The organism is Actinoallomurus sp. CA-142502 (assembly GCF_050936355.1).
GTDB classification, from domain to species: domain Bacteria; phylum Actinomycetota; class Actinomycetes; order Streptosporangiales; family Streptosporangiaceae; genus Actinoallomurus; species Actinoallomurus iriomotensis.
The window spans coordinates 2,280,045-2,306,760 of sequence record NZ_JBNJMY010000001.1 but is presented as its reverse complement, the minus strand read 5'-3'; the positions used below and the strand labels follow the sequence as shown (position 1 = coordinate 2,306,760).

Below are 26,716 nucleotides of genomic sequence, written 5' to 3'. Positions count from 1 at the left end.
AGGGGTTCGTGCAGGTGGGGGCGCTAGGCGCTTGATCGCTGGTCAGGAGCGGGGTGGGTCGCTAGCGGGGCCGCTAGGTCTAGCGGGTGGGGGCGCTAGACCTAGCGGCGCCGCTCAGGGTTACCGGGTGGCGGGTTTGGTGTCTTCGGCAGCATCGGCGATGTGGGCGCGGATGATCCCGCGGCGGTTCGCGCCCTTGCCGGTTTCGTCCTGTCCCCAAACCTGGCCAGTCGTGATGCCGTGGGGCTTGAGCGCGTCGGCGAGACCGGTCGCGGTCCATCCGCCGTACAGGTCCGGGCGCAGCTCCGCGAGTCGGGCGATGATGGTCTCAGACCAGATCTTGTCTTCATCGGCGCTGGTCACCGAGAGGATGTCGGTGATGAGGGAAACCTTGACGTCGCTGATCTCGATGTCCTCGCCGGCGGCGTAGCCGGACAGGGTGCCGGCGGCCTTGCGGAGCGCGCGAGCGCGGTCACAGATCAGGTCGGCGCCGGGGTTGTCGACGTAGTACGAGCGGGTGATCTGGGGGTCGTCCTCGTCGCCGACGAGCCACCCGATGCCCTTGTCGCGCTTGGCGAAGGTGGTGGCCTGGATCCCCTTCTTGTACATCGAGGTGCCAAGGATCATGTCGTTCTCGACCTGGCCCATGACCCGCAGACACAGCCGGATCCCCACGTTCGCGCTGATCGCGGTGGGCAGGGAGTCCTTATCGGGCCGCTGGGTGGCCAGCAGCAGGATCACGCCCAGGGCGCGGCCCAGCTTGATGATGGTCGTGCACAGCTCGCCCGCTTCCTTGCCAAACCGCGGGTGGGAGAACAGGTTCTGGCACTCGTCGATGATGAACACCAGCGGGAACAGGCCGAGCGACTTCTTGGCGGCCAGTTCGGGCGTGACCTTGTTCTCCGGGCAGATGTCCTTGGGCAGCTCCCGGATCACCTTCGCGCGCCGCTCCAGGTCCTTGACGACCTCCCGGAGCGACTCCACGCACTTGGCGAGGGTCTCGTCATCCTGGCCGGACCCGTAGTGGTGGGCGACCTTCTCACACGCCGACAGGTCACCGGTACCCTTCAACTCGAACACCCGCATCTGCGCGAGCACGTCGAGGGCGGCGGCCAGGGCGAGGATGCGCAGCGCGAACGTCTTGCCCATGCCGGGCATCGCGCCGATCAGCGCGTTCGCGTACATCAGCGTGAGGGCGACCTGACGGCCGCGCGGGTCGGTGCCGTAGGCGAACGCGTCGAACAGGCTGACCTTGCCTGCCTTGGCGAGCGGCCAGGCTGCGGGCTTGACCTGCGACATGTCGCGGTCGCCGACCCACAGCGCCATCCGGCCGGGGTGCTCGTCCGGCACGCTCTCGGGCCACACACACCCGAGCGGGCGCCGCAGGCCAGAGGCGAGCTTCTCGCGGCGGTCCATGATGTCGGAGACGGTCACGCCGTACGGCAGCTCGACGTCGGCGCGCCATCCGGGGCCGTCGCGGGTGATGGGTGCGGGGAAGGTGATGCCTTCGCCTCCCCTGGCCATGGCCTTGTTGATCTCCCCGATGCCGAGCGCGGCCAGTGCCCGCATGACGATCTCGGACGTGAGTTTCTGGACCCGCGGGACGACCACGGCCACGCCGAGAAGCGGCTTGTCCGCCGGGGACCCGTACCAGCCCAGCGCGGTCACCACGACGGAGGCGGTGAGGAGTTGGGCCAGGCCGGGCAGGGCGAGCAGTACGAGGGCGGTCACCAGGGTGGCCACGATCCCGCCGCCGAATACGATGCGGCGGTAGACCACGCGGGCGTCGCGCATCCGCATCAGCTTCATGTACGTCTCGGGGTCGTTCTTGGCGACCGCTTGCAGCCGAAGCGGCATCGCTTCGGCGTCCGAGGCCCACCGGCTTGCCTTGGTGATGAGCCGGACGGCGCCGCGCGGCGACCGGACCGCCAGTCGCGCGCCGTAGAGCGGGAGGCGGGCGCTGTGGTAGCCGATGGTGTGTCCGATGTGGCCGGCCGTCCACCGGGCCATGTCCTTGAATTCGGCGCGGTCCCGCAGCCACGGCGCGACGATCGGGCGCCGCTGCGCCGTACGGGACGCTAGGCCCGCGGCGAGCTTGCCCGGCTCTGGGCCGGACGGGGAGTCAACGAGCAGACCCGCCGTTTCGACCTCGTCCCCGCCGTCGTCCGGCGTCGTCGGCGCGGGCGGCTCGATGTGGTGGTTCTGCTCGACGTCGGTGCGGGTGGTCGGGAAGTCGATGACGTCGCCCATGGGCTTGATCTCGCTCATCAGATCTGGTCTCCGTCCGTGACGTCGGGCGACTTGGAGGTGTCGTTCTTCAGGCGGTTCAGCAGGGCACCGACGCGCTCGTTGCCGGCGGACTGTCCGGCCTCCCGCAGGGCGGCGGCGAGGGTGTCGCGGGTGAGTGGCGTCCCATGCTCGTCCGCGTCGGCGGCGATGCGGCGTCCGGTCTCCATGAGGTCATCCACGTTCGGGACGGTCCGGCGCTTCGTCTTGGCTCGCGTCCGGGACGAGGTGCTCGTGCGTCCTGTGGACCGTCCGCGGTTGGTCGCGGTGCCCGTCCGGCGGCTCGTCTGCCCGGTGTTGGTGGACGGCTTGGGGGCTTCGATCGCGGGACGGTCCGGTGCCATGGACGTGGCGGGTAGTGCGGGCAGGTCGGCGGCGGGGGTGAGTTCACCGAGCTTGTACAGGGCCTTAGTTCGGCGGGGTGCCTTCCACCGCCATGCGATCGGACCGTAGGTGTCTTTGAGATCGGTGAGGGCCAAGACGCGGTCACGCTCGCGCATGAGCGCGGACGGGTAGGAGCGGGGCTCCCACAGCACCATCCGGCGCCACAGGCGGACGGTCGGCGCCGGCGCGAGGAACCACCGGGACAGGCGGATGGAGTCCATCCGGGTTCCGGCGGCCAGGCCGGCGCGGGTGCGGACGACGTGCGCGGCCACCTCGACGGCGGCGACCCATAGCGCGGGCAGCATCGCGTGGGCGACGATCGCGAACGGCGACGTCTCGCCGGCGACGTTCAGGTACACCGTGGCGCCGGTCAGCGACCACGGGATCAGCCGCAGCCACCGGACCCGCATGTCCAGACGGGCCAGCACGATGTCCAGTGCGGAGAAGACCGCGATACCGAGGTCTACGCCAACGGGCAGGGTGTAGGCGAGCACGCCGAAGGAGGCACGGGCTGCCGCAGCGACGCGAGCAAAGCTGTTGACGAACCCGAGCAGGCCCAGGACGGCGACCATGGCGCCGACCACGGCCACGGCGGTGTGTTCGTGCTCGGTCAACTTCCGCGTCCGCTCGTCTGTGGCCGGCTCGACCGGGGCGGGTACGGCCGTGAGCCGGGGCATGTCTCCCGAGGGCGCGTCGGGGTGGTGGGCATCGTTCGGAGTCGTGATCGGTCGGGTGGCGGCGGTCCCGGTGTCGTGCTTGGTGGCTTGTGCACCGGGCGCGCTGATCGTGTGGTGGATGGTCACGGCTGTTCTCCCTCCTGGTAGATACGGGCGATGAGGGCGGTAAGGCGGTCTTCGACGCCTTCGAGGCAGTACTGGAGATCGCGGTCGCCGTCCCAGATGGCGCCGATCTCGTCGGTGACGGCGGTCAGCGCGGCGGCGATGTCGTACGGGCTCATGCGGCACCGACCTCGGGGGTGAGGGATGCGGCCAGGTCGTCGATGACAGCCAGGTCAGCCGCGCTGCAACGGATGGCGCCCGCGTCGGTGAGCCACTGGACCCAGACCGGCTCGATACCGGGGCGAGCGGCGAACTCCTGTGCGCTCACCTGGTAGGGCTTAGGGACGACGCCGGCGACAGAGCGGGCGTAGTAGGACGTCCAGGCCGACAGGCTCTGGAGTTCCTCACCGGCGATCCACCGGGCGTTGCGCGTCTCCCGCGCGGAGGGTGCCAAGGTGCCGGTGACGGTCGCGTTGAACACCTGCCATTGGTGGCCGATCCCGCGCGGCCCGGCGGCGCGGCGGCACCGGTTGGGCCGCCATCCGCCCGTGACCAGCTCCAGGGAGGCGACGGTCAGGCCGAGTTCCTCTGTGACCTCGGCACACGCCGCCTCGGTGTAGCCAGCGTGGTCATCGAACACGTGACCGGCGACGGGCGCCACACCCACCGGAAACGTGTTCCGGTCGAACATCAACAGGCCTTGCGGGCCGGTGATGATGACACCCACCGAGGCGTTGTCGCAGCGCTTGACCGTCATCAGGCGACCTCTTCCAGGTACGGGCGGCTGTCGGCGAGGCGGGTGATCTCCTCGGCGATGTGACCCGCCCACATCCCGTGGTCGGGGCGGACGCGGGCCGCGTACGCCAGGCACATGTCCCGGACCGGGCAGCCCTGGCAGATCTCGCGCGCCACGTCCTCACGGGCGGCGCGGGCGTCCGGGCGCTCGATCGTCGCCAGCGGGTCCGGCCCGTCGTGCAGCTCCGGGTCGAAACGGCACTCGGCGCCGTCGAGCAGCTCGTCTCGCAGCTCGAACAGCGGGAGCCTGCTCGGGTGGACGTTCATTCGTGCTCTCCGTTCGGTCGGGACGTGATCGGTTGGGAGGCGGCGGCCCGCGTCGCGGCTGGTGGCTTGTGCGCGGGTCGCCGGCGGGCTAGAGCCCGACGTTGAGAGCGGAAGCGAAGCAAGTGATCGCCGTGACCGTGTGATTGACCAGGTGAGCGGCACCGGTCGGGTTCTGGTACAGCACGATCACGACGACGATCCCGGCGAGCACTCCGGGCCACTTGCGCGGTTGAGGGAACATCTTGCGGACCTCCTCGGCCGTTGCCGTGCCCTCATGCTGGGCCCACAACATCGCATAAGTCAAGCATTGCGCAAAAAATGCGCGAGATCGAGGTAGTGTGGTTGAGGTCAGATCGCGCATCGTGCCAGCTGAGCCCCCATGGCCTCGCAATCAGACGGCCACATTGCGGAAGACAGCGCAACTTGCGAGCATGGGCTCGGCGATGCGAGCACGAAAGGTGTCACCATGAAGATCGAGTCCCTCTGGAAGGACTCCCAGCCGGGCGGCGGCTGCCCCGCGATTTACGAGGCTCCAGGGGGCTACGTCGTCGAGGGCAAGCACCTCGGCGAGACGTCCCGCGCGCAGCTGCGCCAGCTCGCCACCAGAGAGAACGCCAGCTTTGAACCCGAGAGCGTCCGCGACAGACTCAAGGACCTGGGATGATCCCGGCTCGATCCCTCACCAACACCGAGTTCGGTGAGGCCATCCACCAGTTCAGCCACACAGCGTTCCGTCTCGAACTCCAGCGCAGCTACCTCGAGCCCGAGGAAGCCCCGATGTTCGAGGCGTTCCTCCGCGGCGAATCACCCAAGCCGTACACAGTCCCCGAACTCAAGGAGTGGTACTCCAGCGTCCGGGAGCACGTCCGGCAGGGCAAGCGCGTCGAACGGGTACGCGTCCAAGAGGACCCACCCACCGACTACCAGAGATTCGAGCGGTCGCTCGACTACTGGAACCAGACGGCCGGCGAGATGATGCGATATCTCACCCGGGAGCGAGCCCACGAGATCGGGCTGCTGCCCGCAGCGGGCAACACCGACTGGTGGCTCCTCGACTCCTCAAAGCTCGTCGTCATGCACTTCGACGATGAAGGCCACCGCATCAAGAATGAACTGATCATCGACCCTGAGGTTGTGACTCAGGCGGAGGTGTGGCGCGACCTGGCAGTCCACCACAGTGTCCGGTCATCGGACCGGACTGCTACCGCCTAGAAAAGGAAGATGATGGAATCCCTCGAAGAGTGGCTCACCCAGCCGGAAGGGATCGCGACCCGCCTACGCGCCCTGCGCGCGCAAGCGGGCCTGTCCGGAAAGCAATTCGCCGACGCCAACGACTGGGCGCAGTCAAAGGTGTCGCGTATCGAAAACGGCAGGCAGATGCCGTCCGTCGCCGACATTGAAGCGTGGGCCCGAACCTGCAACGCCGCGTCGGAGATCGAAGACCTCCTAGAGCGACGACGCGACGCCCGCATCGCTCACGCGACATTCCGAAAGCGGATGCGTAAAGGGCAGACGCGTGTCCAGGAGAGCTACAACGACCTCGTTTCCAAGTCGGCCACAGTCCGTCACTTTGAAACCGTGTACGTCCCTGGGCTACTCCAGGTCGCCGACTATGCGCGCCGCGTCCTTACCGAGATGATTCCTCTGCACGGTCTCCAGCGGGACGACGTCGACGCCGCCGTACAGACCCGGCTACAGCGGCAGCGGATGCTGTATGACTCCGACAAGAACTTCGAGTTCCTGCTCGCCGAACCGGTACTCCGATGGCTGATCTGCCCACCGGCCGTCATGCGCAGCCAACTCGACCGTCTCCAGACCGTCATCGGGCTGGAGCGGGTCCGATTCGGGATCATCCCGATGGGCGTGGAGCTCGCAACGACTCCTCAGAACAGCTTTCAGATCTACGAGGGCGACAACACGGTCGTTGCAGTCGAGACGTTCATCGGTGAGACGTTCCACCGCAACGAGGAGGCGGTCGCGTACGGCCAGGCACTCGACCGCCTGTGGGATGAGGCGGTGACGGGCGAGGCTGCCCGCCAGCTCATCATCTCCGCGACGCAGGCCCTCGGCGAGGTCTAAGGAAACATGGCCGATGCGGCGCGACGTGCAAACGCTCGCCTGCCACGAGACGTCTAAAACGCCTGGGGGATCTTGGGACCCTGGGCGGCGAGCGAATACGGGACATCGTTCACGAGGCTTGTAGAGCCCGACTACGTACCGGCAGGGTGACGACGGACACCCTGCCACGACCTTTCACCCGATGAGGGGGCGGCAGGTGAAACTCGCCGCAGAATCCGCGGAACTCACAGAATCCATCTCTCGATGGCGTTTCGCCAAGTCAGCACCAGTGGCGCGGGCCTGAACGCGGAGGCTGCAATATTCCGCAGAATCGCCGCACAATCCCCGTAGGCTCGACCAGAGGAAACCGCCAGCCGAACGTCCTAGTGAGATCGCGGGTAATTCTGCGGGCATTCTGCGGAATATTGCGGAGGTTGATCAAGCTAGCGCGATCACGTGCTCTACCTCGGCAAATCCCGCCACTCAGGGGTTCTGCGGATTCTGCGGGTTCTGCGGGGGTTCAGGCGCCGGGGCCGAGCATGGCACGCAGGGCGCCGGCGAGCGCTGTCACATGGTCGCGGGACGCCACCTCTCCGACCTTGTTAACGAGGCGGTCGCAGCTCATGCTGTGCAGCCAGTCGACGTGCGCAACGCTGTGCGGTCCGACGTCGACCGCGAGCGCCAACGTCTTCCCGGACCCGGGCTGGCCGCCCAACAGCCAGTTGCCGTACATCAGCGAGGCGTTCACGACGTCCATGTGCGGGGTGGTCGCGAACGGGAACGGCTTGAACACATCCACCCGGCTGCCCTTCAGCAGCGGCCATGCGGACTGGCGCATCTGGGAGGCGTGTTCGGACCCTACCCACAGCGCCAACCGGCCGGTGTGGCCGGGGGCGGGTTCGGGCCAGACATAGTCCAGCGGCAACCTGAGTCCGGACGCGAGCCGGCCGCGGCGGGCGGTGACGTCGGACGCCTCGACCCCGTACGGCAGATCGATTATGGCCAGGTGGCCGGGGCCGTCGCGGTGGATCTCCACGATGGACTCAGTTCCGTAGTCCCCCAGGAGCCCATCAACACCACACTGAGTTCTTATAGCAAGCCAGAGAGCGTGGCAGATCGCCTAATCGAACCGGCCATCGAGCACGACGGAGCGGACAACATCGCCCTGATCGTCATCGATATCACGGTGTCCGTAGACCCAACTCGGCCATAGCGCGTGAGCGCTATGTGCGCCCAAAGCGGGCCCGAATCGACACTTTTCGCGCCAAGGGGATATCTGTCCTAGGACTTCTCACTAGCGAACTGGTCTGGAGAATTCATGGGCTGTCACGGCCGAGGCGGATTCCAGTGAGTGGAGAAGGGGTCATACGCATCAAGATCGGGATCATTGCGCATGGCGGCACCCCTGGTCTCTTCTGCGGCGAGCATGGCCCCCAGGCACACGAGAAGACTCACGACAGAAATCGCGAGGCCAGACCAGGATCTCCAGGTCTCCAGACCTCCTCCGGACCAGAAATAAAGACCTACTGAACCGATAGCCGGAATAAAGAAGACAAGCCAGCGGGATTTATCCAACGCAAAAGCATATTTTTGAGGCCGCGGCCGCAGTCGCTTGTAGACTTCCCACTGCCATATGCCCGTTCCCAACAAGAGGGAAAATTTGCGACGAAGGTGGTTGTCAATGTAGTCGGCCAGTCTGACGATGCGCACGGCTCGGTCCGCGAAGAGACAGGAGAGAAGGGCATACATAGCGGGGACGTAGAGCAGGATGCTGAGCGCCTCATCATTTTTTAATGATTTTCCGTAGAGGCCGCGAGTAAACGCTATTATCGCCGCACCCAACACAAAGGCAAAGTTGATTATCTGCGTCTGATGATCCTGGTAACGTCCGATCTCTCCGCGAAGTACATTATACTCAGCGATGATGCCCGCACTAGCCGACTCCCCATCGTTGGCTTCTGGAGGTGCGATATCACCGGCACGGATCCGCCTTTTTGCATTCCGCCAGGGAGCCATTATCACTCCTACTAGTAAAGAAGATTACGGTCGATCATAATTGCATCCGACTCCGAAGTCATAGCCTTTTGGAACTGAGCCTTTGTGAAACTAGTGAAAGTCATAGTCCGCATTTTAGCTCTGCGTATGGTGTTACACAGTCCCGGATTCGCGAACCAGGAGGGAAGTGCGATCCATTCGGCTCTCGCCGACCTTGCCATCGCGACGGGATCCACTGGAAGCCCGCCGACCGAGACGCCGAGTGTGACGTCCCAGACGGCTTCGATGTTTCTGATAGCAAGGTGGTTATTGCTCATGACGAGAGAGTTGCCGAGAGAGAGGGATGAACCTACCTGAGCCATACGTTCCTCCTCCCCGATCCCTACCTTTAAGTCGATCACACAAGTAATGCCCCGCGACCCGAAGTACGTTATGGCTTCTTCTACCATTATGAAGCGATCGTCGCCGAGTTGATCGGCCGTTCGCGTGTAAGCTATCTCATAGGACACAGACTTGGGCATGTGAATAGCGGAAGGTAGAACGACCAGCCGGTTATCCGGCGTACAGACGACATCAATTTCAACCAGTTCGACGCCCATCGAGGACAGTCGGTTCCAGTCGTCCGACAGACCTCCGTCGTGCAGCACTATGCGCGGTCCGGTCCGCGGAGCGTTCATGCTTTACCTTTCGGCACTTTGACTGAACGCGAGATGAGCCGCCCCTTTCAGTCCGGCACCGTCCCCGAGATCGCTGCTCTTCACGATTGGCAGCTGAAGACCGGTACTGGAACTCCCAATGAATTCGGGAATCTTCTCTAGGGCCCTGTTCCGGAGAAGCGCGTTTCCCTCCCAGACGCCTCCGCCCAGCACAATAACATCTGGGTCGCAAAGACCCGCAATAAATGCGATCAGCAGGGCAGTCGTCGATGCAGCATCTTCGAGAATCGCCGAATCTTCGCGCAAGTCATTCGAGATCGCTTTGCCGCCGAGCAGCTCCTTAACGGCACGGCCGTCGGGAGGAAGCTTAATGCCGGAGATGAGGCCCAGACTGCCGGTGGCACCGAAGTCCACCTTGCGTCGACGGACCAGGGCCATACCGACACCCGTTGCGATACTCAGGAACGCCAGCCTGGACTCGGAACCGTAGTATCCGTAGACCGCCTCGCCCAATGCCGCAGCTGAGACGTCGTTCACCGCGTTGGCGTGCCAGCCGAGAGCAGATTCCAATTGCGCGCAGATATTGTAATCTCGAAGATATGCAAGACTACCGCTTGTCTTGATTACACCTGAAGTCGTGTCTATCGAACCTGTTGCTCCGACACCGATACCGACCACACTTTCGGGAGGCGGGCGCAGGTGTTCATTGACCCCCGTCACGATCGCTTCGGTGACTTCCTCGCTCGATTTGAACCCAGCGGAGCTGTATTCGGACTGAGCGGTGATTTGGCCTGATCTGTCAACAAGTGCGAGCTTAAGACGGGTCTTTCCGAAATCGATCGCCAACGCCAACGCCATGTCTGTCATCTTTCCTCCAGGCACTTCAAGTCCACAGTTTCTAGCCATTCTGTCAGAAACTCAGCCAGCTTGGAACGAGAGCTGAGAAGAAGACCAGGTCTCCCTGTCTTCCGGTCACTGATCGAGAATGCTCTTCCCCCGGAAGCCCGCGCGAACAGGGCGGCGGTGGACCAGGTCCATCCGTCTTTACCCTCCAGCACTACGACCGCATCCAGTCTTTGTCTCGCCAGATAGGTCGCCTCGAGCGCGTGGCTTACGAGTATTCGAACGCCGAGCGTGTGTCTCACGGAATGTTCGATCAATGCATAAGAAAGTGCGCGGGCGTGTGTGGACATTTTTGGAGTGATCATGACCGAGATGAGAGAGCTATTAACGTCCCGAACATTGGGCCGTGTTGGAGCATTTCTGATGAACGAGCGAGAATCACGGTTGTAGCTGATGAGCCTGCGATCGCTGGTTGCGATCAGTATGACGTTATCGAAGGGGTCGTAAACTGCCGCGAGAACAGGCTGGCCTTGTCGCTCCAACGCTACGGAGACAGAGTACAGAGGTATACCTCGGCTAAAATTGATAGTGCCATCGATGGGATCGATTTTCCACAATGCATCGCTCTTGTTCTTGGTATTTCCGGTTTCGATGTCTTCAGACGCCGCACATGTTCCCGAGAACTCTTTTTCAAGGATGGCTACTAGATGGCTTCCGATGTTCTTATCGGTCTCTGTCACCAGGTCCCGCTCACCCTTCTTGGATGCCCTGAGGTCGGGATCGACAAGAAACAGGTCGACAGCTTCCGAAAGAATTGCTACTAGTCGGCTTATTTCTGTTTTCGTTGGATTCCCTATGGACATCGCTCTTCTCCAGATATACATAAAGCTCCTTGGCTGCCAGATATATGTCATTGATGTCGAGCACCGGCAGATCTGGAACTTTACTACGCAGAGCGGCCATCTCGGCGCAGGTCCAGTATTGATAGTAGGCTGACACAAAATTCGGAGTTAGCGCCAGCTCGATATGGCCATCGTGGCGGAAATCTGCACACCATTGAGCGAGGGATGAGAATGAAATCGCATGACCCGAGCCTAGATTGTATACCCCCGCGCAGATAGGGTTCTGTAGGATTCGCAGAGTCGTTTCGGCGACGTGAGCGACGGGCACCCAGTCGCGGGCCGCTGCGAGCGTATCCGAGAATAATTCCACTTGTCCGAGTTCTGCCGTTGATAGGAGCATTTTGAAGAGCATGGACGCCGCGTGACCTTTATGGAATTCCCCGGGCCCGAACACATTCGTATAGCGTAGGCCCACCCACTGCAGATCATCGCTACGCTCCAACATAGCGACGTCCAGCATCAGTTTCGATTTCGCATAGGGATTGAGTGGACCTGTGCACCAGCTGGGGTCATTAACCGCCTCTTCCGAAACAGGGTCCTTCCGCTTAATCGAACCGTAGACGCTGGCGGACGAGGCGTAAACGAACAGCGTTTCGCTCGTTGCACAGGCCTGCGCGAGCTGGAACGGGACGGTCACGTTCGTGTGCTCGATCAGCGGCCAGCGCCGGTCCAACGTGTCGCTGATGGCAGCCTGGTGAAGAACTGCGGTAAACTCTCCCGCCCGTACGCGATCAACGAGTGCCGGATCCCCCACATCGATTCGCAGTGTCCGAACAGCGTCTAGCGCGGGAAAGGACAGCGATCGCGAATCAGTCGCCAGAACTTTGATTCCTTCCCTGGCAAGGGTTCTGACGATATGGCCGCCAATGAACCCGGCCGCACCTGTGACCAATACCGGACCGTTCACTGGGGTCGAGCCTGTTGGTCTCGCCGCCGGACCGCGCTCTCGATCAGGGAGGTCGAGGATCTTCCATCGAGATACGGCACGAGCACGAGCTCCCCGCCGTGAGCCTCGACGGTCTCGCGTTCTGGAAGATCTCCAATCGCGTAGTCCCCACCCTTGACCCAGATGTGCGGGCGCAGGCGCTTGATCACCTCAGTCGGAGTGTCTTCATCGAAGACGACCACGCCGTCCACCCAGGTGAGCGCACTGATGATTGCCATCCGGTCCTCAACTGGCACCACGGGGCGTCCCTTCCCCTTGAGCCTGGTCACTGAGGCATTCCCGTTAAGGCAAACTATCAGGCAATCACCTAGACGGCGGGCTTGTTGGAGCATTGCGATGTGTCCGCGGTGCAGGAGGTCAAAGCACCCACCGGTCGCGACAACGGTGCCGCCCGCAGCCCTAACCCGGTCCGCCGTCTCGAACGCGCTTTCGCGAAAATCTCCTGAGTAGGATTGAGAAATTCTCGGGGCGACATGATCGGATGCGGCGGCCACCGCGCCAACCACTGCCTCTGACGCGAGCGCCCCGGATCCCAGTAGGCTCGCGGCCGTGGCGGCGAAGAGATCGCCTGCTCCGCAAGTGTCCTCCGCGAAGATCTTCGGTGTCGGGACTACGAGCGGAGGGGACTCCTCGGCGCCGATGTACACAGCGCCGGCCGCCCCTTTCGTGATGACGACACCGCCGACCTTCCATTGTCGACGAAGGGCTCGCGCGAGACCTGCATCGCTGTCCACAACCGTGTGGTCATTCTCCAGCAGAAGAGATCTCGCTTCGCTGTCATTCGGCGTCACCAACGTTACTCCTGGGACCGGGGCCGGGCCCCGGGGATGTGGATCCCAGACAATGGGTATTCTGCCAGTGATATTGGAAAGCACAGCTCGGATATCCTTCGCCGCGGCGATGCCGCGACCGTAGTCGGATACCACGACCGAGTCGGCTGTGAGGATAGCTTTGCGTCCCGTTGCGGTCAGCCCACCCGGTTTCGTCGGTGGAGCGGCGCGATCGAGCATGAGAAGTGTTTGTGTGCCAGCTCGCACCCGGGTCTTGACGGCCGTCGGCGATGTGGTTCTCAGATCGATGAACACCACGCCCGCTTCTTCGAGCAGCTCCCTGACCGTAGCTGCGTCCTCGTCGAGAGACAGCGCGGATATGAGGGTAACCCGATACCCCTTTGTCGCGGCGAGAACGGCCGTGAGGCCCGCGCCCCCGCACTTGAGGGTTTCACGGAGAGCGCCCACTACCGGGACGGGGGCTTCTGGGGATATCCGTTCCACGGACCCAATGATGTCCCTGTCGAGCAGGACATCCCCGACAACGACGAGCCGCTTTTGATTGGATGGGCGCCTCCTGAGTGGCTCCCGTTTGACTCCAACCGAGGCCTCGACATTTGCACATATCAGGTTAATTGCAACGAGATGGCATTCCTGAATGGTTGCCGCGGTCTCGGCCACGACGGCAGTGTATTCGTCGCAGACAGCGCCGAGAGGATGCGGCCCAGGTCCCGTGATAGCCCACACCGCCACGCCGCGTTCCCGGGCGACGTGGGCGGCTCTCAGAAGATTCGAGCTCTGACCGCTTGTCGACAAAAGCAAGAGGACGTCTCCGGGAAGGCCGTGCGCCATGACCTGCCGAGCGAAGATCTCGTCGAACCCGAAGTCGTTGCCAGCCGCTGTGATAGTCGAGGTGTCCGAGTGCAACGCCACCGCGGACAGCGGTCTCCGCTCCTGCCCGAATCGTCCTATCAGCTCAGCCGTCAAATGCTGCGCCTGTGCGGCCGAACCCCCGTTCCCCGCAACGAGCAGTTTCCTGCCCGTTTCAAAGCGTTCCGCGAGCTCTTTGCCCCAGCGAGAGAACAGCGGGAGGTCCAGGGAGCCGAGAGCATGGTTCAGTTTTGCCACATGAAGCTCGGAGTCGCCCATCCCGCGCCCTCCACAGTGCCGTCGAGCGGAATTCTAGGATGGGACGCCACCCTGGTCTGTGCCAGAGCGCACATACCGGCCTCGATAAGCTAGTGGCTCGTCAATGAGACCCTCGCCAGTTAGTTGATCTCTGTCAGTGGGCTGGCAGGCTGCTTTTCGACTGGGCCTGGAATCCTTCACAGATATGCCACCTGGTAACTCCACCCAGGTCGGCGCCGACTTCGGCCCCAACCCTAGAAGGAGACCCGAGGCCACATAACCACGCTGGCAGAGGCGGTAGACGCCGACATCGAGATCGACACCAACCGCGACAGCCACGAGGTGGAGATCGTCGACCCTCTGTAAATCCGTTGGCTCGTCTGGGCTGAGCCGACCGCCTGTGTCGGAGGGTTCAGCGTCGCGGCTCCTCGTGCACGAAGTACGCCGCTCGTGGGTAGCAGGTGGTTACACGCAGCGTTCTGCTCGAAGATTGTGCAGGTCAGAAGTATTCCAGCCGTTGCGTTCCTAAACCGTGTGCCGCAGGTTCGAATCCTGCCGGGGGCACCCACCTGATCAAGGAAACCCCGGTTGACCAGCACGAACGCCGGTCGCCGGGGTTCTGCATGTGTGCAGCCGTAGGCCGCCGGAAGCAGCCCTCAGTCGCTGGTCGCGGGAGATACGCGGGATGAACCTGGGCGGCGTTGGCCCAGGTGAACTCCTGGATCAACTGCTCCCGTCGAGCCTTGCGGGGTCGGCGTGTTGCCTGAGGCTTGATGCGGTCAGTAGGCCCTCGCCGATCTTCGTTCGATCTATGTTGCGTTTGGTCGGCTCCGCCGCTGGTCGCTCTGATGTTCCGCAGTCACTCAGCTCAACCTTGCCGTCGCAGCGTGTCGTTCGCGTTCTCGTTGGCTTCGACGGCTATCCGGCGCAGTCTTACTGAGGCCATGTCACCGTGGCGTTCGTGCCGGCACTCCGGTCAGTGCGCGAGCGAACCCGGCGCCGGAACCATCAACAGATAGATAGCCACAAGAGACACGGCGATTATGACTATCGACCACAGCGGAAATGCGTTCATAAAGGCGAACTGACCGGCGATGGCAAGCAGCATGAGTGTGATTCCTGCCGTTCTCGCCCACGCTCGTCTTGCAAAAATCGAAACACCAACGAAGATCTGCAAGATCCCCACGATGATCCAGATCCAACCCCAGGCGGTGAAATCAAAGACGAGCAGCTTGCTCGATGGGACCAGATAGAGGGTCCTCTTAGTCAAAGAGGTAAGGCCATCCACTATGTTGAAGAAGCCGACCAATCCAATCAGAAAACCAGCGAATGACAACAAGCCCGATGTGATCGGTTCGCGAGAAGTGCGACCTCCGGCAATACGCGGCATGGCAGCCCTCCGGTCGACAGGCCTGTACAGCAACCCCCGTTCCCTGCCCGCTGTCCGCCCTAAACGGCACCAGTCATTTGATAGCCGATTCCATGGGACGGCCTTGGCACATCGAGACGATCCGCGGGGCAGCCGACCAGCGGCGCGGCCATGCGAGGCAAGGCCGTGACGCCGTTCGAACATCGCCCGGTAGCTGGGCGCCGTGTCAGATGCTCCGACCCGATATTTCGTGAGTCCGGTTGGTTCGCTTAGTGTCCCGACGGGCCCTTCCGCCCCGGCCATTGACCTTGGTCGGCCCATTGAGCATCAGGCCAGCCGTACCACCCCAGAAGCCGAGGTCCGCGACGGTTGGAAGCCAGACGAACGTCCATCGTCGCGCGGTTCGCTTCATGGAGACCTCCGCACCGGCTGGACGCCCATTCAGGTCGACGGCCACCCACCCACCTTGCCGCCGAGCTTCAGGTTTTCCGGAACATCGATCCGGAAGCTATCGCCGTACGCGCAGTCCGGCGATGACGAGTTCGACCAGTCGGCGTGCGTCGTAGCGGGGGTCGTTGTCCGCGCCGATGCAGAGGTTTCCGACGCCGCGCATGAGTTCGTACGCGTCGACGTCCGCGCGGATCTCGCCGGCGGCGGCCGCGGCTTCGAGCAGCCGGGCGCACACGGGCAGGAGGCGGTCGATGAAGTAGGCGTGCAGCGCGCCGAAGCCGGGGTCGTCGGATCGCAGCACCGCGGCGAGCCCGTGCTTGGTGACCAGGAAGTCGACGAACAGGTTGACCCATCGCTCCAGCGCGGCGTGCGGGGTCGCGCTGCTCTCCAGCAGGGCCGGGCCGGCCTCGGCGCAGGCCTCGACCTGGTGCCGGTAGACGGCGATGATCAGATCCGCCCGCGTCGGGAAGTGGCGATAGATCGTGGCCACCCCGACTCCCGCTCTGGCCGCGATGTCGCGCACCGGCGCTTCGACGCCCGAGGTCACGAAGACCGCCGCGGCGGCGTCGAGCAGCGTTCTCTCGTTGCGCCGGGCGTCGGACCGTTTGCGCGGGGCCGTACTCCCCGCGCCCCCGTCGCCGTCGTTCACCGCGCCTCTCCTTCCGTCGGAACTTGCCAAACCGAAACAGTGTTCCGTATCGTTTCGGAACACGGTTCCGTTTGCTCATGATGCCAGAGCAGGGGGCCGGTGCCCAAACCACGTACACCCGGATGAAGGAAACACTGTCATGCAGTACCGCACCTTGGGCCGCACCGGTGTCCAGGTCAGCTCCCTCGTGCTCGGCGCGATGAACTTCGGCAGGATCGGACGCACCACCCAGGACGAGGCCACCGCCATCGTCGACGCCGCCCTCGAGGCGGGGATCAACCTCATCGACACCGCCGACATGTACGGCAACGGCGAGTCGGAGGAGATGGTCGGCCGGGCCATCGCGGGGCGCCGTGAGGACATCGTGCTGGCCACGAAGGCGAACATGCCGATGGGCGACGAGCGCAACCACCAGGGCAGTTCACGCCGCTGGCTCGTCACCGCGCTGGACGACAGCCTGCGTCGCCTCGGCGTCGACCACGTCGACCTCTACCAGATCCACCGGTGGGACCCGACGACCAGCGACGAGGAGACGCTGTCGGCCCTGACCGACCTGCGGCGCGCGGGCAAGATCCGCTACTTCGGCTCCTCGACGTTCCCCGCGTATCGCATCGTGCAGGCCCAGTGGGCCGCCCGGGAGAACCACCTGGGCCGGTACGTCACCGAGCAGCCGAGCTACTCGATCCTGCAGCGCGGAATCGAGGCGCACGTACTGCCCGCCACCGAGCAGTACGGACTCGGGGTGCTGGCGTGGAGCCCGTTGGCCTCGGGCTGGCTGTCGGGCGCGATCCGCGAGGGCCGGGAGATCACCACCAACCGCTCGGCGTTCATGCCGCAGCGCTTCGACCTCTCCGTCCCGGCCAACCGTGCCCGGCTCGACGCGGTCGAGCGGCTGGCGAAGATCGCCGACGAGGCCGGTCTGACGATGATCCAGCTCGCGCTCGGTTTCGTGACCGCGCACCCGGCCGTGACCAGCGCGATCATCGGCCCCCGCACGCTGGATCATCTGCGTTCCCAGCTCGCCGCCGCGGACACGGTGCTCTCCCCCGACGTTCTGGACGCCGTCGACGAGATCGTCGCACCCGGCGTCGACCTCGCCCCGGAGGAGAAGATCGACACTCCGCCCGCCCTGCTCGACCCGTCGCTGCGCCGCCGCTGATCGCCCTGCGCCGGAACCTCCCGGACCCGACGTCGGGTCCGGGAGGTTCCGCCGTCTCGCTACGGCAGAGTGCGCCAGTAGTACCAGAACCGGTTGAGGATCAGCAGTGCGATGAGCACGTACCAGGCCAGCGGCACCACCCAGTGGTAACGGGCGACCACCCGTGCCGCCGGTCGCCACGATCCCGGGACCGGTATCACCCCGCGCCGGACGTTGTGCAGCGTGACGTACCAGAACAGCGGGATCGTCGCGGTCCACACCACCATGCAGTACGGGCACAGCGCGCCGATGTGGTAGAGCGTCTGGTCGATGAGCCAGTGCACGAACACGACTCCGAACAGGACGCCCGCCTGGAGCCCGAGCCAGAACCAGCGGCGGAAGGCCGCGCCGGCGAGCAGGGCGGCACCGACGACGATCACGGCGGAGAAGCCCGCGATGCCGAGGAACGGGTTGGGGAAGCCGAAGGCGGCTGCCTGCGGCGTGCGCATCACCGAGCCACAGCTGATGATCGGGTTGATGTTGCAGCTCGGCCGGTAGTTCGGGTTCTCCAGGAGACGGATCTTCTCCAGGGTGAGGACGGCCGAGGCGGCCAGGCCCAGCGCTCCGGCGAGCAGCAGCGACCAGGCCAGCGGGCCGCTCCCGGACACCGCCCGCGGACGCGTGGCCGCCGAGAGGGTGGACGCCGACGTGGTCATGACCGCTGCGAACGGCCGGAGATGGACTGCTGGACGAGCGCGGTGTACCGCGCCGGCGCGATCGGGTTCCCCGCGCCGTCGAGTACGGCCAGCGGCCGGCCGTTCAGCTTCAGCGTCGGGGTGCCGTCGACCCCGCTGCGGTTGAAGGCGTCACTGACCTTGTGCGCCCAGCCCGCGTAGGTGCGGTCCTTGACGGCCTGGACGAAGGCGGGCGTGGTCAGGCCGGGCACCTTCGCGGCGAGGGCGAGCAGCCGGCTCTGGTCGGCGAAGCCGTCGGTCCGTTCGTCGGGCTGGCCGGCGTACAGAACGTCGTGGAACGCCTTGAACCGCGCCGCGCCCTCGTTGAGCGCGGCACCGGCGGCCTGCAACGCCTCCGTCGAGCCGTGGCCGCCCAGGTTGCCGTCCAGGAAGGTGCCCATGTGGTACTGGATCTTGTAGACGCCCGTGTCGGCGAGTCGCTGGATGGCCTTGCCGTCGGTCTTCTCCAGCTTGCCGCAGTACGGGCAGCGGAAGTCCTCCCAGACGTCCAGGGTGTCAGGCGCCGTCGCCCTGCCATAGACGATCACCGTGCCGTCGGTGCCGGAGGCGTTCGCGGGTATCGTCACCCGGCCGTCCTCGGCACCGCCGCTCGCGGTGCCGATCGCCAGGGCCGTTCCGCCGCCCAGGAGGATCGCCGTGATGGCCGCGGCGATGCCGGCCTTGCGCCGGCGGGCGTGTGCCCGCCTCCGCCGGAGTTGTTCGGCGTGCAGGCGCGACCGCGCGGATCGGGAGCTCTTCGTCGTGTTCTTGGTGTTCTGGTTGTCGCTCATGGCCGTCCTCGGCTCGAAGAGTGGAGAAAGGGACGCATGACCTGAGCGGGAGACCCGCGGACGGGTCCCCTCCGGAGACAGCCGGGGACGCCGTACGGCGAGGCGTACGGGGGCCGGGCGGTCTCTCAGCAGGCCGGAGCGAGAACCGGCGGGCCCCGTCGTGTCGAGGTACGTCGCAGCACGTGCCGGGGGCCGGGGCACGGCCGCTCCAGCGGCGGCACCCGCCACGCGGGCGGCAGCGGGTCAGGAGTGGCCGCCGTGAGCAGCGCCCACAGCACCGTCAACCCGGTCCAGCTCAGCGCCGCGGCCGCGCGCAGCACCACGAAGACGGCCGCCTCACCGCGCCGCAGCCAGGCGGCCATCACGAGCGCGACCACGGTGTGCAGCGCGAGCAGCACCAGGACCTGGCCGGCGGCCAGAGCGGCCAGTGAGTGGGAGGGAGAAACAGCGGCGGCGCCGAGCAGGCCCGGACGCACCGAGCCGCCGCCACAGACGAGCAGCCCCGGCCAGCCGCCGGAACCCGCGCCCGGCACGGCCACGGCACACCGCTCCTGCACGGTGTTGAACAGCGCGTTCAGCGCCAGCTCGGCCGGGACCAGCATGGCCGCGATCTGGAGGAAGCGGCGCTCCGCCCCGGTCAGCAGCAGGGCCAGGAGGAAGACGGCGGCTCCGGCGGCCAGCAGCGTGGTCAGCGGCAACGGCCTGCCGGTCACCACGAGACGGCCTCCGGCGGACAGCAGCACGGACAGCACGGTGAACACCACCGCACGCGCCGCCCGCAGCCCGTAACCCGCCCTCATGGGGCGAGTATGACATCACGGGCCGACGTCCAGAAGTCCGCGTTCCCGGAGAAAGCCGATGTCAGAGAGTGGCGAGCCCCACCGCGGTCTGGATGACGACGGCGAACACGCACACGACCGCGACGTAGGCCACGATGCGCTGGTTCGGCTCCACCGCGTGAGAGGGCGGCGCCGGCGTCTTGCGGTGCGACGGCGCGCCGTCGCCGTACCTCGGGCGGAGGCGGGCCAGCGGGTTGCCCCGGCCGGGCAGGCGCCACAGGGCGTCCGTCTTGAGCTGCTGGTGACCCGCGACGTTCGTGCAGGCGAACAGGCGGCCGCGGGCGCCGTTCCGGCAGGCGTCGCCCTCGCGCGTGGCCACTCCGCACCTGGTCGGGCAGAAGCACAGCTCGTACATGGACCAGACCAACGCAGTCAGCGCCCACAGCCTCCAGGTGCCCGCGAACAGGGCGAAGGCTCCCAGCACCGCGATTCCCGTCCACCACGCCCACTGCGCCTGGCTGCGGGTTCGTCTGGCCATGACCGTCCTCTGCTCGCGGTACCCGTCAGCAAAGCACCCCCGTGGCGCGGCACCACGGTCTTGGCCGGAAGAGGTGAAAAAGCCTCACATGTGGCATATGAGACAGGAGGAAACATGGTGACGGTGTATCGCCAAGGGCCGGGGTCGGCGCGGGGCCGACGCGGATGAGCGGGAAGGATGGCCTTCATGCGGTGGACGGTCCACGGACGGCGGGCGATCTATGAGAGTTCGTGGATCAGTCTCGACCTGGTCGACGTCGAACTCCCGGACGGCAAGCGGTTCGAACAGCACGTCGTACGGATGGCGCGGCCCGTGGCGGCCGTCGTGATCCTGGACGGACGCGACCGCGTCCTGCTGATGTGGCGCCACCGGCACGTCACCGACACCTGGGGCTGGGAGATCCCGGCCGGGCGGATCGAGGAGGGCGAGACCCCCGAGGAGGCCGCGGTGCGCGAGGCCGAGGAGGAGACCGGCTGGCGCCCGGGGCCGCCGCGGCTGATCGTCGTCTCCCAGCCCTCCAGCGGCTCGGTCGACTCGCGTCATCACATCTTCCGCGCGGACGGCGCCCAGCACATCGGCCCGCCGACCGACATCACCGAGGCCGAGCGCGTCGCCTGGGTGCCGCTCTCCAGCGTCCGCGGCCTCATCGCCGACGGGAAGATCGTGAACGGCCCGACGCTGATCGGCCTCCTCCACGTGCTCTCCGACCCCGGGGGCGCGGCGGAAGGGACTTGATCGTCGCCCGGCGCGGAGGAGAATCCGCCCATGCGTCCAACGATTCGCGACATCAGGCCCGGCGACGGGGAAGGCTGCGCGCGAGCGTGGGCGGACGCCGGGCGCTACTACTCCGCGCTCGTCCCCGAGGTGATCCAGGTGCCGGAGGAGGACGGTCTCGCGGAGTGGTTCGAGGCGGCCATCCGCGAGGAACGCACGGCCGACGAACTGTGGCGGGTGGCCGAGATTCCGCCGCACGGCGTGGTGGGAATCATCGAGGCGGCGATCCTGCGGCCCGCGCCGGACGCCCACCGGCAGATCCAGCGCGATCTGTCGCGCACGCGTCTCGTGGTGAACCTCCTCGCGGTCACGGAGGATTACCGGCGCCGGGGCGTGGGCACAGCCCTGATGGAGGCAGCCGAGGAATGGGGGCGCGCGGGCGGGGCGGTGGTCGCGGTGACGGACACCAACCTCAGCAGCCCGCTCTCGGTCCCGTTCTACGAGGAGCGCATGGGTTACCGGCGGCAGGCGGTACTGCTGCGGAAGACCCTCGAGCGCGGGTGATCTTGTCGCCCGTGCCCGATGAATCATGATCAATATGCCTGAATCTCTCCGGCATAGCGGTCAAACCCATAGTTACGCCCCCAGGCGGCTACCTCGAATGACAGACGCGTCACCGCCGTGGCGCGTACGGTCCATAGGAAGGCGAGCCAACCATTCGAGGAGCCTCCTTGGACACGGTTCAGCAACTGCACGACATCTCGGATAGCGACGTCGCGGCATGGCATGACGTCCTCGCCGCGTCGGTGGCCCGTGACCTGCCCGGCGAGCCGATGCCCACGCTCGACCACGTGCACGGCGACCTGACCACCCCGGGTCTGGACAGCCGCGATCTGCGGTGGACCGTCCGGACCGGCGACGTGCTGACCGGGGTCGCGCGGCTCCGCCTCTTCGACGGCCCGGGGCGCGACCACCTCGGCCAGGTCACGATCGACGTCCATCCGGACCACCGGCGGCGCGGCGTCGGCTCGCGCCTGCTCGAGACCGTCGCCGAGGCCGCACGCCGGGAGAGACGCCGCAGCCTCGTCGTTGAGGCCTCCTCCGACACTCCGGGCGCCGCGTTCCTCGAGGCCAAGGGGTTCGCCTGCGTGCTCTCCCTCAGCCTGCTCCTGCTCGACGTACGCGAGGTGACCGGCATCACGGAGATCGTGCACGCCGAGCACCCGGGCTACCACCTGACGCGCTGGCTCGGCGTCGTACCCGACGAGCTGGCCGACACGTTCGCCACCGCCAAGTCCGCCATGGGCGACATGCCCGCCGGCGACATGGACACCACGACCACCTGGGACGCCGACCGCGTCCGCGACATGGCCGAGGTCGTGGAGAAGCGCGGCGACACCCTCCTCACGGTCGGCGCCCTGCACGGCGGCACGATCGCCGGCTTCACCGAGCTGGTCATCCCGGTCGGCGACGGCACCCGGGCCATCCAGTCCGACACGGCCGTGGTGCCCGAGCACCGCGGCAACGGGCTCGGCCTGTGGGTCAAGGCCGCGATGCTCGAGTGGCTGCGCGCCGAGTGGCCGGCGGTCGAGGAGATCGAGACCGACAACGCCGAGGACAACGAGCACATGCTCGCCGTCAACGAGCGGCTGGGGTTCCGTCCGCTGCGCAAGACACGGCAATACCACTACGAGCTTTGACGACCGCCGCCCGCACCGCGACCTTCTCCTGAGCTTGACGGTCTACAGTTACTGAGAGTTCAGGGAGGCACAGGTGCTGTACTGGTTCATGTCCACCGTCGTCCGGCGGCTGCTGAAGATCGTCTTCCGGCCGGTGGTCTCGGGCCTGGAGAACGTTCCGGCCGAAGGTCCGATCATCTTCGCCAGCAACCATCTGTCGTTCGTGGACAGCGTGCTGATCCCTCTCGTCATGCCCCGCCGCGTCACGTTCCTGGCCAAGGCCGAGTACTTCGACAGCAGCGTCCTCGGCGCGTTCCTCAGCTCGATGGGCCACATCCCGGTGCCGCGCACGGAGCAGCGGGCGGCCGTCGCCGCGCTCGACATCGCGCTCAAGACCCTCGGCGAGGGCAACGCCTTCGCCATCTACCCCGAAGGCACCCGCTCCGAGGACGGCCGCCTCTACCGGGGGCACACGGGCGTGGGCTGGCTCGCGCTGAACGCCCAGGTGAGCATCGTCCCGGTCGCCGTACGCGACACGCAGCGGATCATGCCCGTCGGCGCCCGCCTGCCGCGCATCCACCGGCCGGGCGTGACGTTCGGCAAGCCGATCGACTCCAAGCCCTTCGCCGACATGCCGCCCGCACGCGGCCGCCGCGCGCTGGTCGACGAGATCATGCAGGAGATCCAGAAGCTGTCCGGCCAGGAGTACACCGGCACCTACAACGAGCGCTCCAAGGTCACCGCCGCCTAAGACTGCGCGTCGACCAGGGCGAACATCCCGTCCGCGAACCGGCGGGTGAGGCGGGCCAGCTCGGTACGGTCACGCGCGCTCCAGCCGGCGAACACCTCGTCGAGGACGCGACGCCGACCCTGGTTGATCGCCTCGACCACGCGGTGGCCCTCAGGGGTGACCGTCGCGGTCTTGATCCGCCGATCGTGCGGCGCCTCGTCCCGGCGGATCAGGCCCCGCCCTTCGAGCCGGGCCAGTGAGCGGCTGGCCTTCGGGTGGTTCTGCTCGGCGAGCTCGGCCAGTTCGAGGACGCCGATCGGGCCGCGCAGGTCGATGTGGACGAGGTAGCGGATCAGGTCCAGGTCCAGGTCGACCCCGGCCCGGTCGAGGATCAGCGCGAAGAACCGGGGGCGGGAGACCCGCCCGAGCATGCCGAGCCAGACGTCGTAGTAGTCCTCGGCCTCTTCCATTCCGTTCATTATGCACCGGTTCGGTGCTACGGTTCCGTTCACAGTGAACGGAATTGGAGTGGCCATGCACGCCGCCGTACTGCACGGGCTCGGCCGTACGCCGCGCTATGAGACGTTCCCCGCGCCGGTGGCCGGTGCGGACGAGGAGGTCGTGACGGTCACCGCGGCGGCGCTGAAGCCGTCCGACCGCTGGATGGCCGCGGGCGTGCACTACGCCCCGCCGGCGTTCCCCACGGTCGTCGGGCTCGACGGCGTGGGGCGGCTGGACGACGGGACGCGGGTGGCGTTCTTCGGTCTCCGGCCGCCGTACGGCGGGATGGCCGAGCGGACCCTCGTACGGCGCGGCCTGTGGCTGCCGGTGCCCGACGGCATCGACGACGCCACGGCGGCCGCGGTGCTCAACCCCGGCGGTGCCGCCTGGAAGACCATCGTCGTGGAGGGCGAGGTGACGGCCGGGCAGACCGTCCTCGTGCTCGGCGCGACCGGGGCGTCCGGCCGGATCGCGGCGCAGCTCGCCAAGGGCCGCGGCGCGCGCGTCGTCGCGGCCGGACGCGACCAGCGGATCCTGGACGAGCTCGTGGCGCGCGGTGTGGACGCCGCGATCCGGGTCGATCGCCCGCACGACGAACTGGCCGCGGCGATCGCCGGCGAAGGCCCGTACGACCTGGTCGCCGACTACCTGTGGGGCGCGCCGGCCGAAGCGGTCTTCGCCGCGCTGCCGAGCACCCGGCCCGCCGCCGAGCGGACGCGGTACATCCTGGTCGGCATGAGCGCGGGCGAGACGGCGTCCCTGCCCGCCATCGCGCTGCGCCGGGCGCCGGTACAGCTCGCCGGCAGCGGGATCGGCGGGGCGGCCTCCGTCGCCGACGCCGCAGCCGGCTACGCGGAGGTGCTCCGGCGGGTCACCGCGGGCGAGATCACATTCGACGTCGCACCGGTGCCGCTGGCGGACGTGGAGTCCGCCTGGCCGAAGGCCGGCACCGACCGGCGCACCGTGTTCATCCCCCAGGGTCTGTCTCGAAGTCCCCGTCCGTAGCGAGCGGTGTCCAGGCGGCGCGTCGCAAGGCGGAGGAGGGAGTCAGCCTGGTGTTGGCTGGCGACCGACGACAACGCGGCGAGGCGGCGTCTGGGCGCCGCGCAGTAGGACAGCGGGGCTTCGAGACAGGCCCTAGAGCAGGGCGAACGTCAGGTCGCATTCCGGCCAGCGCTCGCGTCGGCGGGCGATCATTCTCGACGGCATGAAGGAAATCGAAGGCAAGGTAGCCCTGGTCACCGGTGGTAGCCGGGGCATCGGCGCGGCCGTGGCCCTACGGCTGGCCGAGGGCGGGGCCGACGTCGCCCTCACCTACGAACGCGACACCGTACGCGCGGACGCGGTGGTCGACCAGATCAAGGGCATCGGCCGCCGGGGGCTGGCGATCCAGGCCGACAGCGCGGACGTCGCCGCCCTCACCGCCGCCGTGGACACGGCCGTGGGGACGTTCGGCGGGCTGGACATCCTGGTCAACAACGCCGGAGTGTTCATCGTCGGGCCGCTCGACGACCTCGGCCCGGCGGAGCTCGACCGCACTCTCGCGGTCAACGTGCGGGCGCCGTTCGTGGCCTCGCAGGCGGCGGCGCGCCACATGACCGAGGGCGGCCGGATCATCAGCATCGGCAGCAACATGGCCGAACGCGCGACGTTCCCCGGGTTCACGCTCTACGCGCTGAGCAAGACCGCGCTCGTCGGCATGACCAAGGGGCTGGCCCGCGACCTGGGCCCCCGCGGCATCACCGCGAACCTGGTCCACCCCGGCCCGACCGACACCGACGCCAACCCCGCGGACGGCCCGAACGCCGACGCGATCCGGGGCTTCACCGCCCTGGGCCGCTACGCCGAACCGCGTGACATCGCCGCCACCGTCGCTCATCTCGCGGGTGACGGCGGCCGGTACGTCACCGGCGCCGTGATCAACGTCGATGGCGGCTTCACCGCCTGACGACCGCGGGGAGGGCCCTAAGCGGTACGGGCGAGGAACGTCTCGACGGAACGGGTGAAGACGGCCGGGTCGTCGAGCCACGGGTAGTGGCCGGCGCCCGGCTGGACGACGAGCTCGGCGTCCGGCAGCAGCTTCGCGACGGCGGCCGCGACGCGGGGAAGCGGGCCGCCGTCCAGCTCTCCGGCCAGGACGAGCGCCGGGGCCCCCAGGGCGGCGCGGGTCGCGGCGGGCGCGAAGGCGCCGGCGGACGCGTACCGCTCGGCGGCCTGCTCGTTCACCTGCTCCGCCTCGGACGTGGCGTGCGCCCGTGCGGTCGCGTCCCAGCGGCCGTAGAAGAAGGGCGCGGCGGCGTCCCAGTCGTCGTCGGTCGCGGTGCCGGCCCAGATGGCGTCGAAGGACGGCCGGGCGGTCGCGTACCACGGCTCGGCCGATCGCAGCGCGGCGGCCTCCCGGCGGTGCTCCACGGTGAAGTCGATCCCGAGCGCGCGGGCGCGGGCCGTGACCAGGGTGAGGCTGCGGACGCGCCGGGGATGGCGGGCCGCGTACAGCAGCGCGAGGTCCCCCGCGGCCGAGTGCGCGAGCAGATCGACGCGGTCCAGGCCGAGGTGGGCGCGCAGGGCCTCGACGTCGGCGAGCTGCCGGTCGCAGCGGTACGTGCCAGGGTCGGCGGGCACGCCGGAGTCTCCGGTGCCCCGCAGGTCGAGCCGGACCAGCCGGCGTCGCCTCGCCAGCCCGCCGAGGTCACCGAGGTAGGCGGAGGCGCGCATCGGCCCGCCGGGCAGGCAGAGCAGGGGCTCGCCCACGCCGAGAAGGTGAAAGGCGAGGCGGGTCCCGTCGGCGGCGGCGGCGAAGGCAGGCACGGGCCCCATCCTCACGGCCGGGAAACG

Annotated in this window: 31 protein-coding genes; 10 read left to right on the top strand and 21 right to left on the bottom strand. The window is 66.8% G+C overall.

The features are described from left to right. Positions 1-120 precede the first annotated feature (120 nt). The 6 genes from ACQEV1_RS11290 to ACQEV1_RS11265 form a co-directional block, all read right to left on the bottom strand. Complete coding sequence (locus ACQEV1_RS11290; RefSeq protein WP_433393540.1) at positions 121-2,268, bottom strand: cell division protein FtsK; 2,148 nt, start codon at positions 2,266-2,268, stop codon at positions 121-123. Continuing rightward, positions 2,268-3,473: a DUF2637 domain-containing protein gene (locus tag ACQEV1_RS11285; RefSeq protein WP_433393538.1), complete on the bottom strand. Its 1,206-nt coding sequence runs from the start codon at positions 3,471-3,473 to the stop codon at positions 2,268-2,270. Before ACQEV1_RS11285 ends, ACQEV1_RS11290 begins: the two co-directional genes overlap by 1 nt. Beyond that, positions 3,470-3,628 carry a hypothetical protein gene (locus ACQEV1_RS11280; RefSeq protein WP_433393536.1) on the bottom strand — a complete coding sequence of 53 codons (159 nt, stop codon included), beginning with the start codon at positions 3,626-3,628 and terminating at the stop codon, positions 3,470-3,472. Before ACQEV1_RS11280 ends, ACQEV1_RS11285 begins: the two co-directional genes overlap by 4 nt. After that, positions 3,625-4,206 carry an NUDIX domain-containing protein gene (locus tag ACQEV1_RS11275; protein ID WP_433393534.1) on the bottom strand — a complete coding sequence of 194 codons (582 nt, stop codon included), beginning with the start codon at positions 4,204-4,206 and terminating at the stop codon, positions 3,625-3,627. Before ACQEV1_RS11275 ends, ACQEV1_RS11280 begins: the two co-directional genes overlap by 4 nt. Beyond that, complete coding sequence (locus ACQEV1_RS11270; protein WP_433393532.1) at positions 4,206-4,511, bottom strand: WhiB family transcriptional regulator; 306 nt, start codon at positions 4,509-4,511, stop codon at positions 4,206-4,208. Before ACQEV1_RS11270 ends, ACQEV1_RS11275 begins: the two co-directional genes overlap by 1 nt. 88 nt (positions 4,512-4,599) lie before the next feature. After that, a complete protein-coding gene (locus ACQEV1_RS11265) occupies positions 4,600-4,752 on the bottom strand; it encodes a hypothetical protein (RefSeq protein ID WP_433393530.1) in 153 nt (50 codons plus the stop codon). 225 nt (positions 4,753-4,977) lie between these two features. Here ACQEV1_RS11265 and ACQEV1_RS11260 point away from each other — a divergent pair, with 225 nt between their 5' ends. Genes ACQEV1_RS11260 through ACQEV1_RS11250 form a run of 3 tightly spaced genes read left to right on the top strand, consistent with a single transcriptional unit; the run spans position 4,978 to position 6,590 of the window. Next, positions 4,978-5,175 carry a hypothetical protein gene (locus tag ACQEV1_RS11260; protein WP_433393528.1) on the top strand — a complete coding sequence of 66 codons (198 nt, stop codon included), beginning with the start codon at positions 4,978-4,980 and terminating at the stop codon, positions 5,173-5,175. Continuing rightward, positions 5,172-5,723 carry a DUF6879 family protein gene (locus tag ACQEV1_RS11255; protein ID WP_433393526.1) on the top strand — a complete coding sequence of 184 codons (552 nt, stop codon included), beginning with the start codon at positions 5,172-5,174 and terminating at the stop codon, positions 5,721-5,723. The genes ACQEV1_RS11260 and ACQEV1_RS11255 overlap by 4 nt, the downstream gene beginning before the upstream one ends. Before the next feature lie 9 nt (positions 5,724-5,732). Beyond that, positions 5,733-6,590 carry a helix-turn-helix domain-containing protein gene (locus ACQEV1_RS11250; RefSeq protein WP_433393524.1) on the top strand — a complete coding sequence of 286 codons (858 nt, stop codon included), beginning with the start codon at positions 5,733-5,735 and terminating at the stop codon, positions 6,588-6,590. A gap of 499 nt (positions 6,591-7,089) precedes the next feature. Here the strand turns inward: ACQEV1_RS11250 and ACQEV1_RS11245 are convergent, their stop codons facing one another. The 9 genes from ACQEV1_RS11245 to ACQEV1_RS11205 all read right to left on the bottom strand — a co-directional run bounded on the left by ACQEV1_RS11245 (position 7,090) and on the right by ACQEV1_RS11205 (position 16,277). Further along, entirely contained in the window at positions 7,090-7,605 is a 516-nt protein-coding gene (locus ACQEV1_RS11245; protein ID WP_433393522.1) for a hypothetical protein, read from the bottom strand. Positions 7,606-7,895: 290 nt separating this feature from the next. After that, positions 7,896-8,585, bottom strand: a complete 690-nt coding sequence (locus ACQEV1_RS11240) for a hypothetical protein (protein WP_433393520.1) — start codon at positions 8,583-8,585, stop codon at positions 7,896-7,898. Between the two features lie 11 nt (positions 8,586-8,596). After that, entirely contained in the window at positions 8,597-9,241 is a 645-nt protein-coding gene (locus tag ACQEV1_RS11235) for a hypothetical protein (RefSeq protein WP_433393518.1), read from the bottom strand. Positions 9,242-9,244: 3 nt separating this feature from the next. After that, positions 9,245-10,087 carry an ROK family protein gene (locus ACQEV1_RS11230; RefSeq protein WP_433393516.1) on the bottom strand — a complete coding sequence of 281 codons (843 nt, stop codon included), beginning with the start codon at positions 10,085-10,087 and terminating at the stop codon, positions 9,245-9,247. After that, on the bottom strand, positions 10,084-10,803 hold the full coding sequence (locus ACQEV1_RS11225) for an inositol monophosphatase family protein (protein WP_433393514.1): 720 nt from the start codon (positions 10,801-10,803) through the stop codon (positions 10,084-10,086). The genes ACQEV1_RS11230 and ACQEV1_RS11225 overlap by 4 nt, the downstream gene beginning before the upstream one ends. A gap of 10 nt (positions 10,804-10,813) precedes the next feature. Continuing rightward, positions 10,814-11,872, bottom strand: a complete 1,059-nt coding sequence (locus tag ACQEV1_RS11220) for an NAD-dependent epimerase/dehydratase family protein (protein WP_433393512.1) — start codon at positions 11,870-11,872, stop codon at positions 10,814-10,816. After that, positions 11,869-13,830, bottom strand: coding sequence for a PfkB family carbohydrate kinase (locus ACQEV1_RS11215; RefSeq protein ID WP_433393510.1), 1,962 nt, complete (start codon positions 13,828-13,830; stop codon positions 11,869-11,871). The genes ACQEV1_RS11220 and ACQEV1_RS11215 overlap by 4 nt, the downstream gene beginning before the upstream one ends. 955 nt (positions 13,831-14,785) lie before the next feature. Further along, positions 14,786-15,199, bottom strand: coding sequence for a DUF7144 family membrane protein (locus ACQEV1_RS11210; RefSeq protein ID WP_433393508.1), 414 nt, complete (start codon positions 15,197-15,199; stop codon positions 14,786-14,788). Positions 15,200-15,686: 487 nt separating this feature from the next. Beyond that, entirely contained in the window at positions 15,687-16,277 is a 591-nt protein-coding gene (locus ACQEV1_RS11205; protein WP_433393506.1) for a TetR/AcrR family transcriptional regulator, read from the bottom strand. Between the two features lie 139 nt (positions 16,278-16,416). Here ACQEV1_RS11205 and ACQEV1_RS11200 point away from each other — a divergent pair, with 139 nt between their 5' ends. Continuing rightward, positions 16,417-17,436, top strand: coding sequence for an aldo/keto reductase (locus ACQEV1_RS11200; RefSeq protein WP_433393504.1), 1,020 nt, complete (start codon positions 16,417-16,419; stop codon positions 17,434-17,436). A gap of 59 nt (positions 17,437-17,495) precedes the next feature. Here ACQEV1_RS11200 and ACQEV1_RS11195 read toward each other — a convergent pair whose 3' ends face one another. The 4 genes from ACQEV1_RS11195 to ACQEV1_RS11180 all read right to left on the bottom strand — a co-directional run bounded on the left by ACQEV1_RS11195 (position 17,496) and on the right by ACQEV1_RS11180 (position 20,257). Beyond that, positions 17,496-18,131, bottom strand: a complete 636-nt coding sequence (locus ACQEV1_RS11195) for a vitamin K epoxide reductase family protein (RefSeq protein ID WP_433393502.1) — start codon at positions 18,129-18,131, stop codon at positions 17,496-17,498. Beyond that, positions 18,128-18,940 carry a DsbA family protein gene (locus ACQEV1_RS11190; protein ID WP_433393500.1) on the bottom strand — a complete coding sequence of 271 codons (813 nt, stop codon included), beginning with the start codon at positions 18,938-18,940 and terminating at the stop codon, positions 18,128-18,130. Before ACQEV1_RS11190 ends, ACQEV1_RS11195 begins: the two co-directional genes overlap by 4 nt. A 125-nt stretch (positions 18,941-19,065) precedes the next feature. Continuing rightward, complete coding sequence (locus ACQEV1_RS11185; protein ID WP_433393498.1) at positions 19,066-19,740, bottom strand: hypothetical protein; 675 nt, start codon at positions 19,738-19,740, stop codon at positions 19,066-19,068. Between the two features lie 61 nt (positions 19,741-19,801). Next, complete coding sequence (locus ACQEV1_RS11180) at positions 19,802-20,257, bottom strand: hypothetical protein (protein ID WP_285620223.1); 456 nt, start codon at positions 20,255-20,257, stop codon at positions 19,802-19,804. Positions 20,258-20,443: 186 nt separating this feature from the next. Here ACQEV1_RS11180 and ACQEV1_RS11175 point away from each other — a divergent pair, with 186 nt between their 5' ends. From ACQEV1_RS11175 to ACQEV1_RS11160, 4 genes are all read left to right on the top strand, one after another. Further along, the gene (locus ACQEV1_RS11175) at positions 20,444-20,992 is read left to right on the top strand and encodes an NUDIX hydrolase (protein WP_433393495.1); all 549 of its coding nucleotides are present in this window, start codon (positions 20,444-20,446) and stop codon (positions 20,990-20,992) included. Positions 20,993-21,022: 30 nt separating this feature from the next. Then, a complete protein-coding gene (locus ACQEV1_RS11170) occupies positions 21,023-21,535 on the top strand; it encodes a GNAT family N-acetyltransferase (RefSeq protein ID WP_285620225.1) in 513 nt (170 codons plus the stop codon). Positions 21,536-21,702: 167 nt separating this feature from the next. Next, positions 21,703-22,671: a GNAT family N-acetyltransferase gene (locus tag ACQEV1_RS11165; RefSeq protein ID WP_433393493.1), complete on the top strand. Its 969-nt coding sequence runs from the start codon at positions 21,703-21,705 to the stop codon at positions 22,669-22,671. Between the two features lie 73 nt (positions 22,672-22,744). Beyond that, positions 22,745-23,401 carry a lysophospholipid acyltransferase family protein gene (locus tag ACQEV1_RS11160; protein ID WP_285620227.1) on the top strand — a complete coding sequence of 219 codons (657 nt, stop codon included), beginning with the start codon at positions 22,745-22,747 and terminating at the stop codon, positions 23,399-23,401. On the opposite strand, the gene ACQEV1_RS11155 is transcribed toward ACQEV1_RS11160, so the two are convergent. Beyond that, the gene (locus tag ACQEV1_RS11155; RefSeq protein WP_285568655.1) at positions 23,398-23,850 is read right to left on the bottom strand and encodes a MarR family winged helix-turn-helix transcriptional regulator; all 453 of its coding nucleotides are present in this window, start codon (positions 23,848-23,850) and stop codon (positions 23,398-23,400) included. The genes ACQEV1_RS11160 and ACQEV1_RS11155 overlap by 4 nt on opposite strands. 64 nt (positions 23,851-23,914) lie before the next feature. On the opposite strand from ACQEV1_RS11155, the gene ACQEV1_RS11150 reads away from it, so the two are divergent. Together ACQEV1_RS11150 and ACQEV1_RS11145 are read left to right on the top strand one after the other, a co-directional pair. Continuing rightward, positions 23,915-24,886, top strand: coding sequence for a quinone oxidoreductase family protein (locus tag ACQEV1_RS11150; RefSeq protein ID WP_433393490.1), 972 nt, complete (start codon positions 23,915-23,917; stop codon positions 24,884-24,886). Positions 24,887-25,088: 202 nt separating this feature from the next. Further along, positions 25,089-25,829 carry an SDR family NAD(P)-dependent oxidoreductase gene (locus ACQEV1_RS11145; RefSeq protein ID WP_285620229.1) on the top strand — a complete coding sequence of 247 codons (741 nt, stop codon included), beginning with the start codon at positions 25,089-25,091 and terminating at the stop codon, positions 25,827-25,829. 17 nt (positions 25,830-25,846) lie between these two features. Here ACQEV1_RS11145 and ACQEV1_RS11140 read toward each other — a convergent pair whose 3' ends face one another. Then, the gene (locus ACQEV1_RS11140) at positions 25,847-26,689 is read right to left on the bottom strand and encodes an alpha/beta fold hydrolase (protein ID WP_433393488.1); all 843 of its coding nucleotides are present in this window, start codon (positions 26,687-26,689) and stop codon (positions 25,847-25,849) included. Positions 26,690-26,716 lie beyond the last annotated feature (27 nt).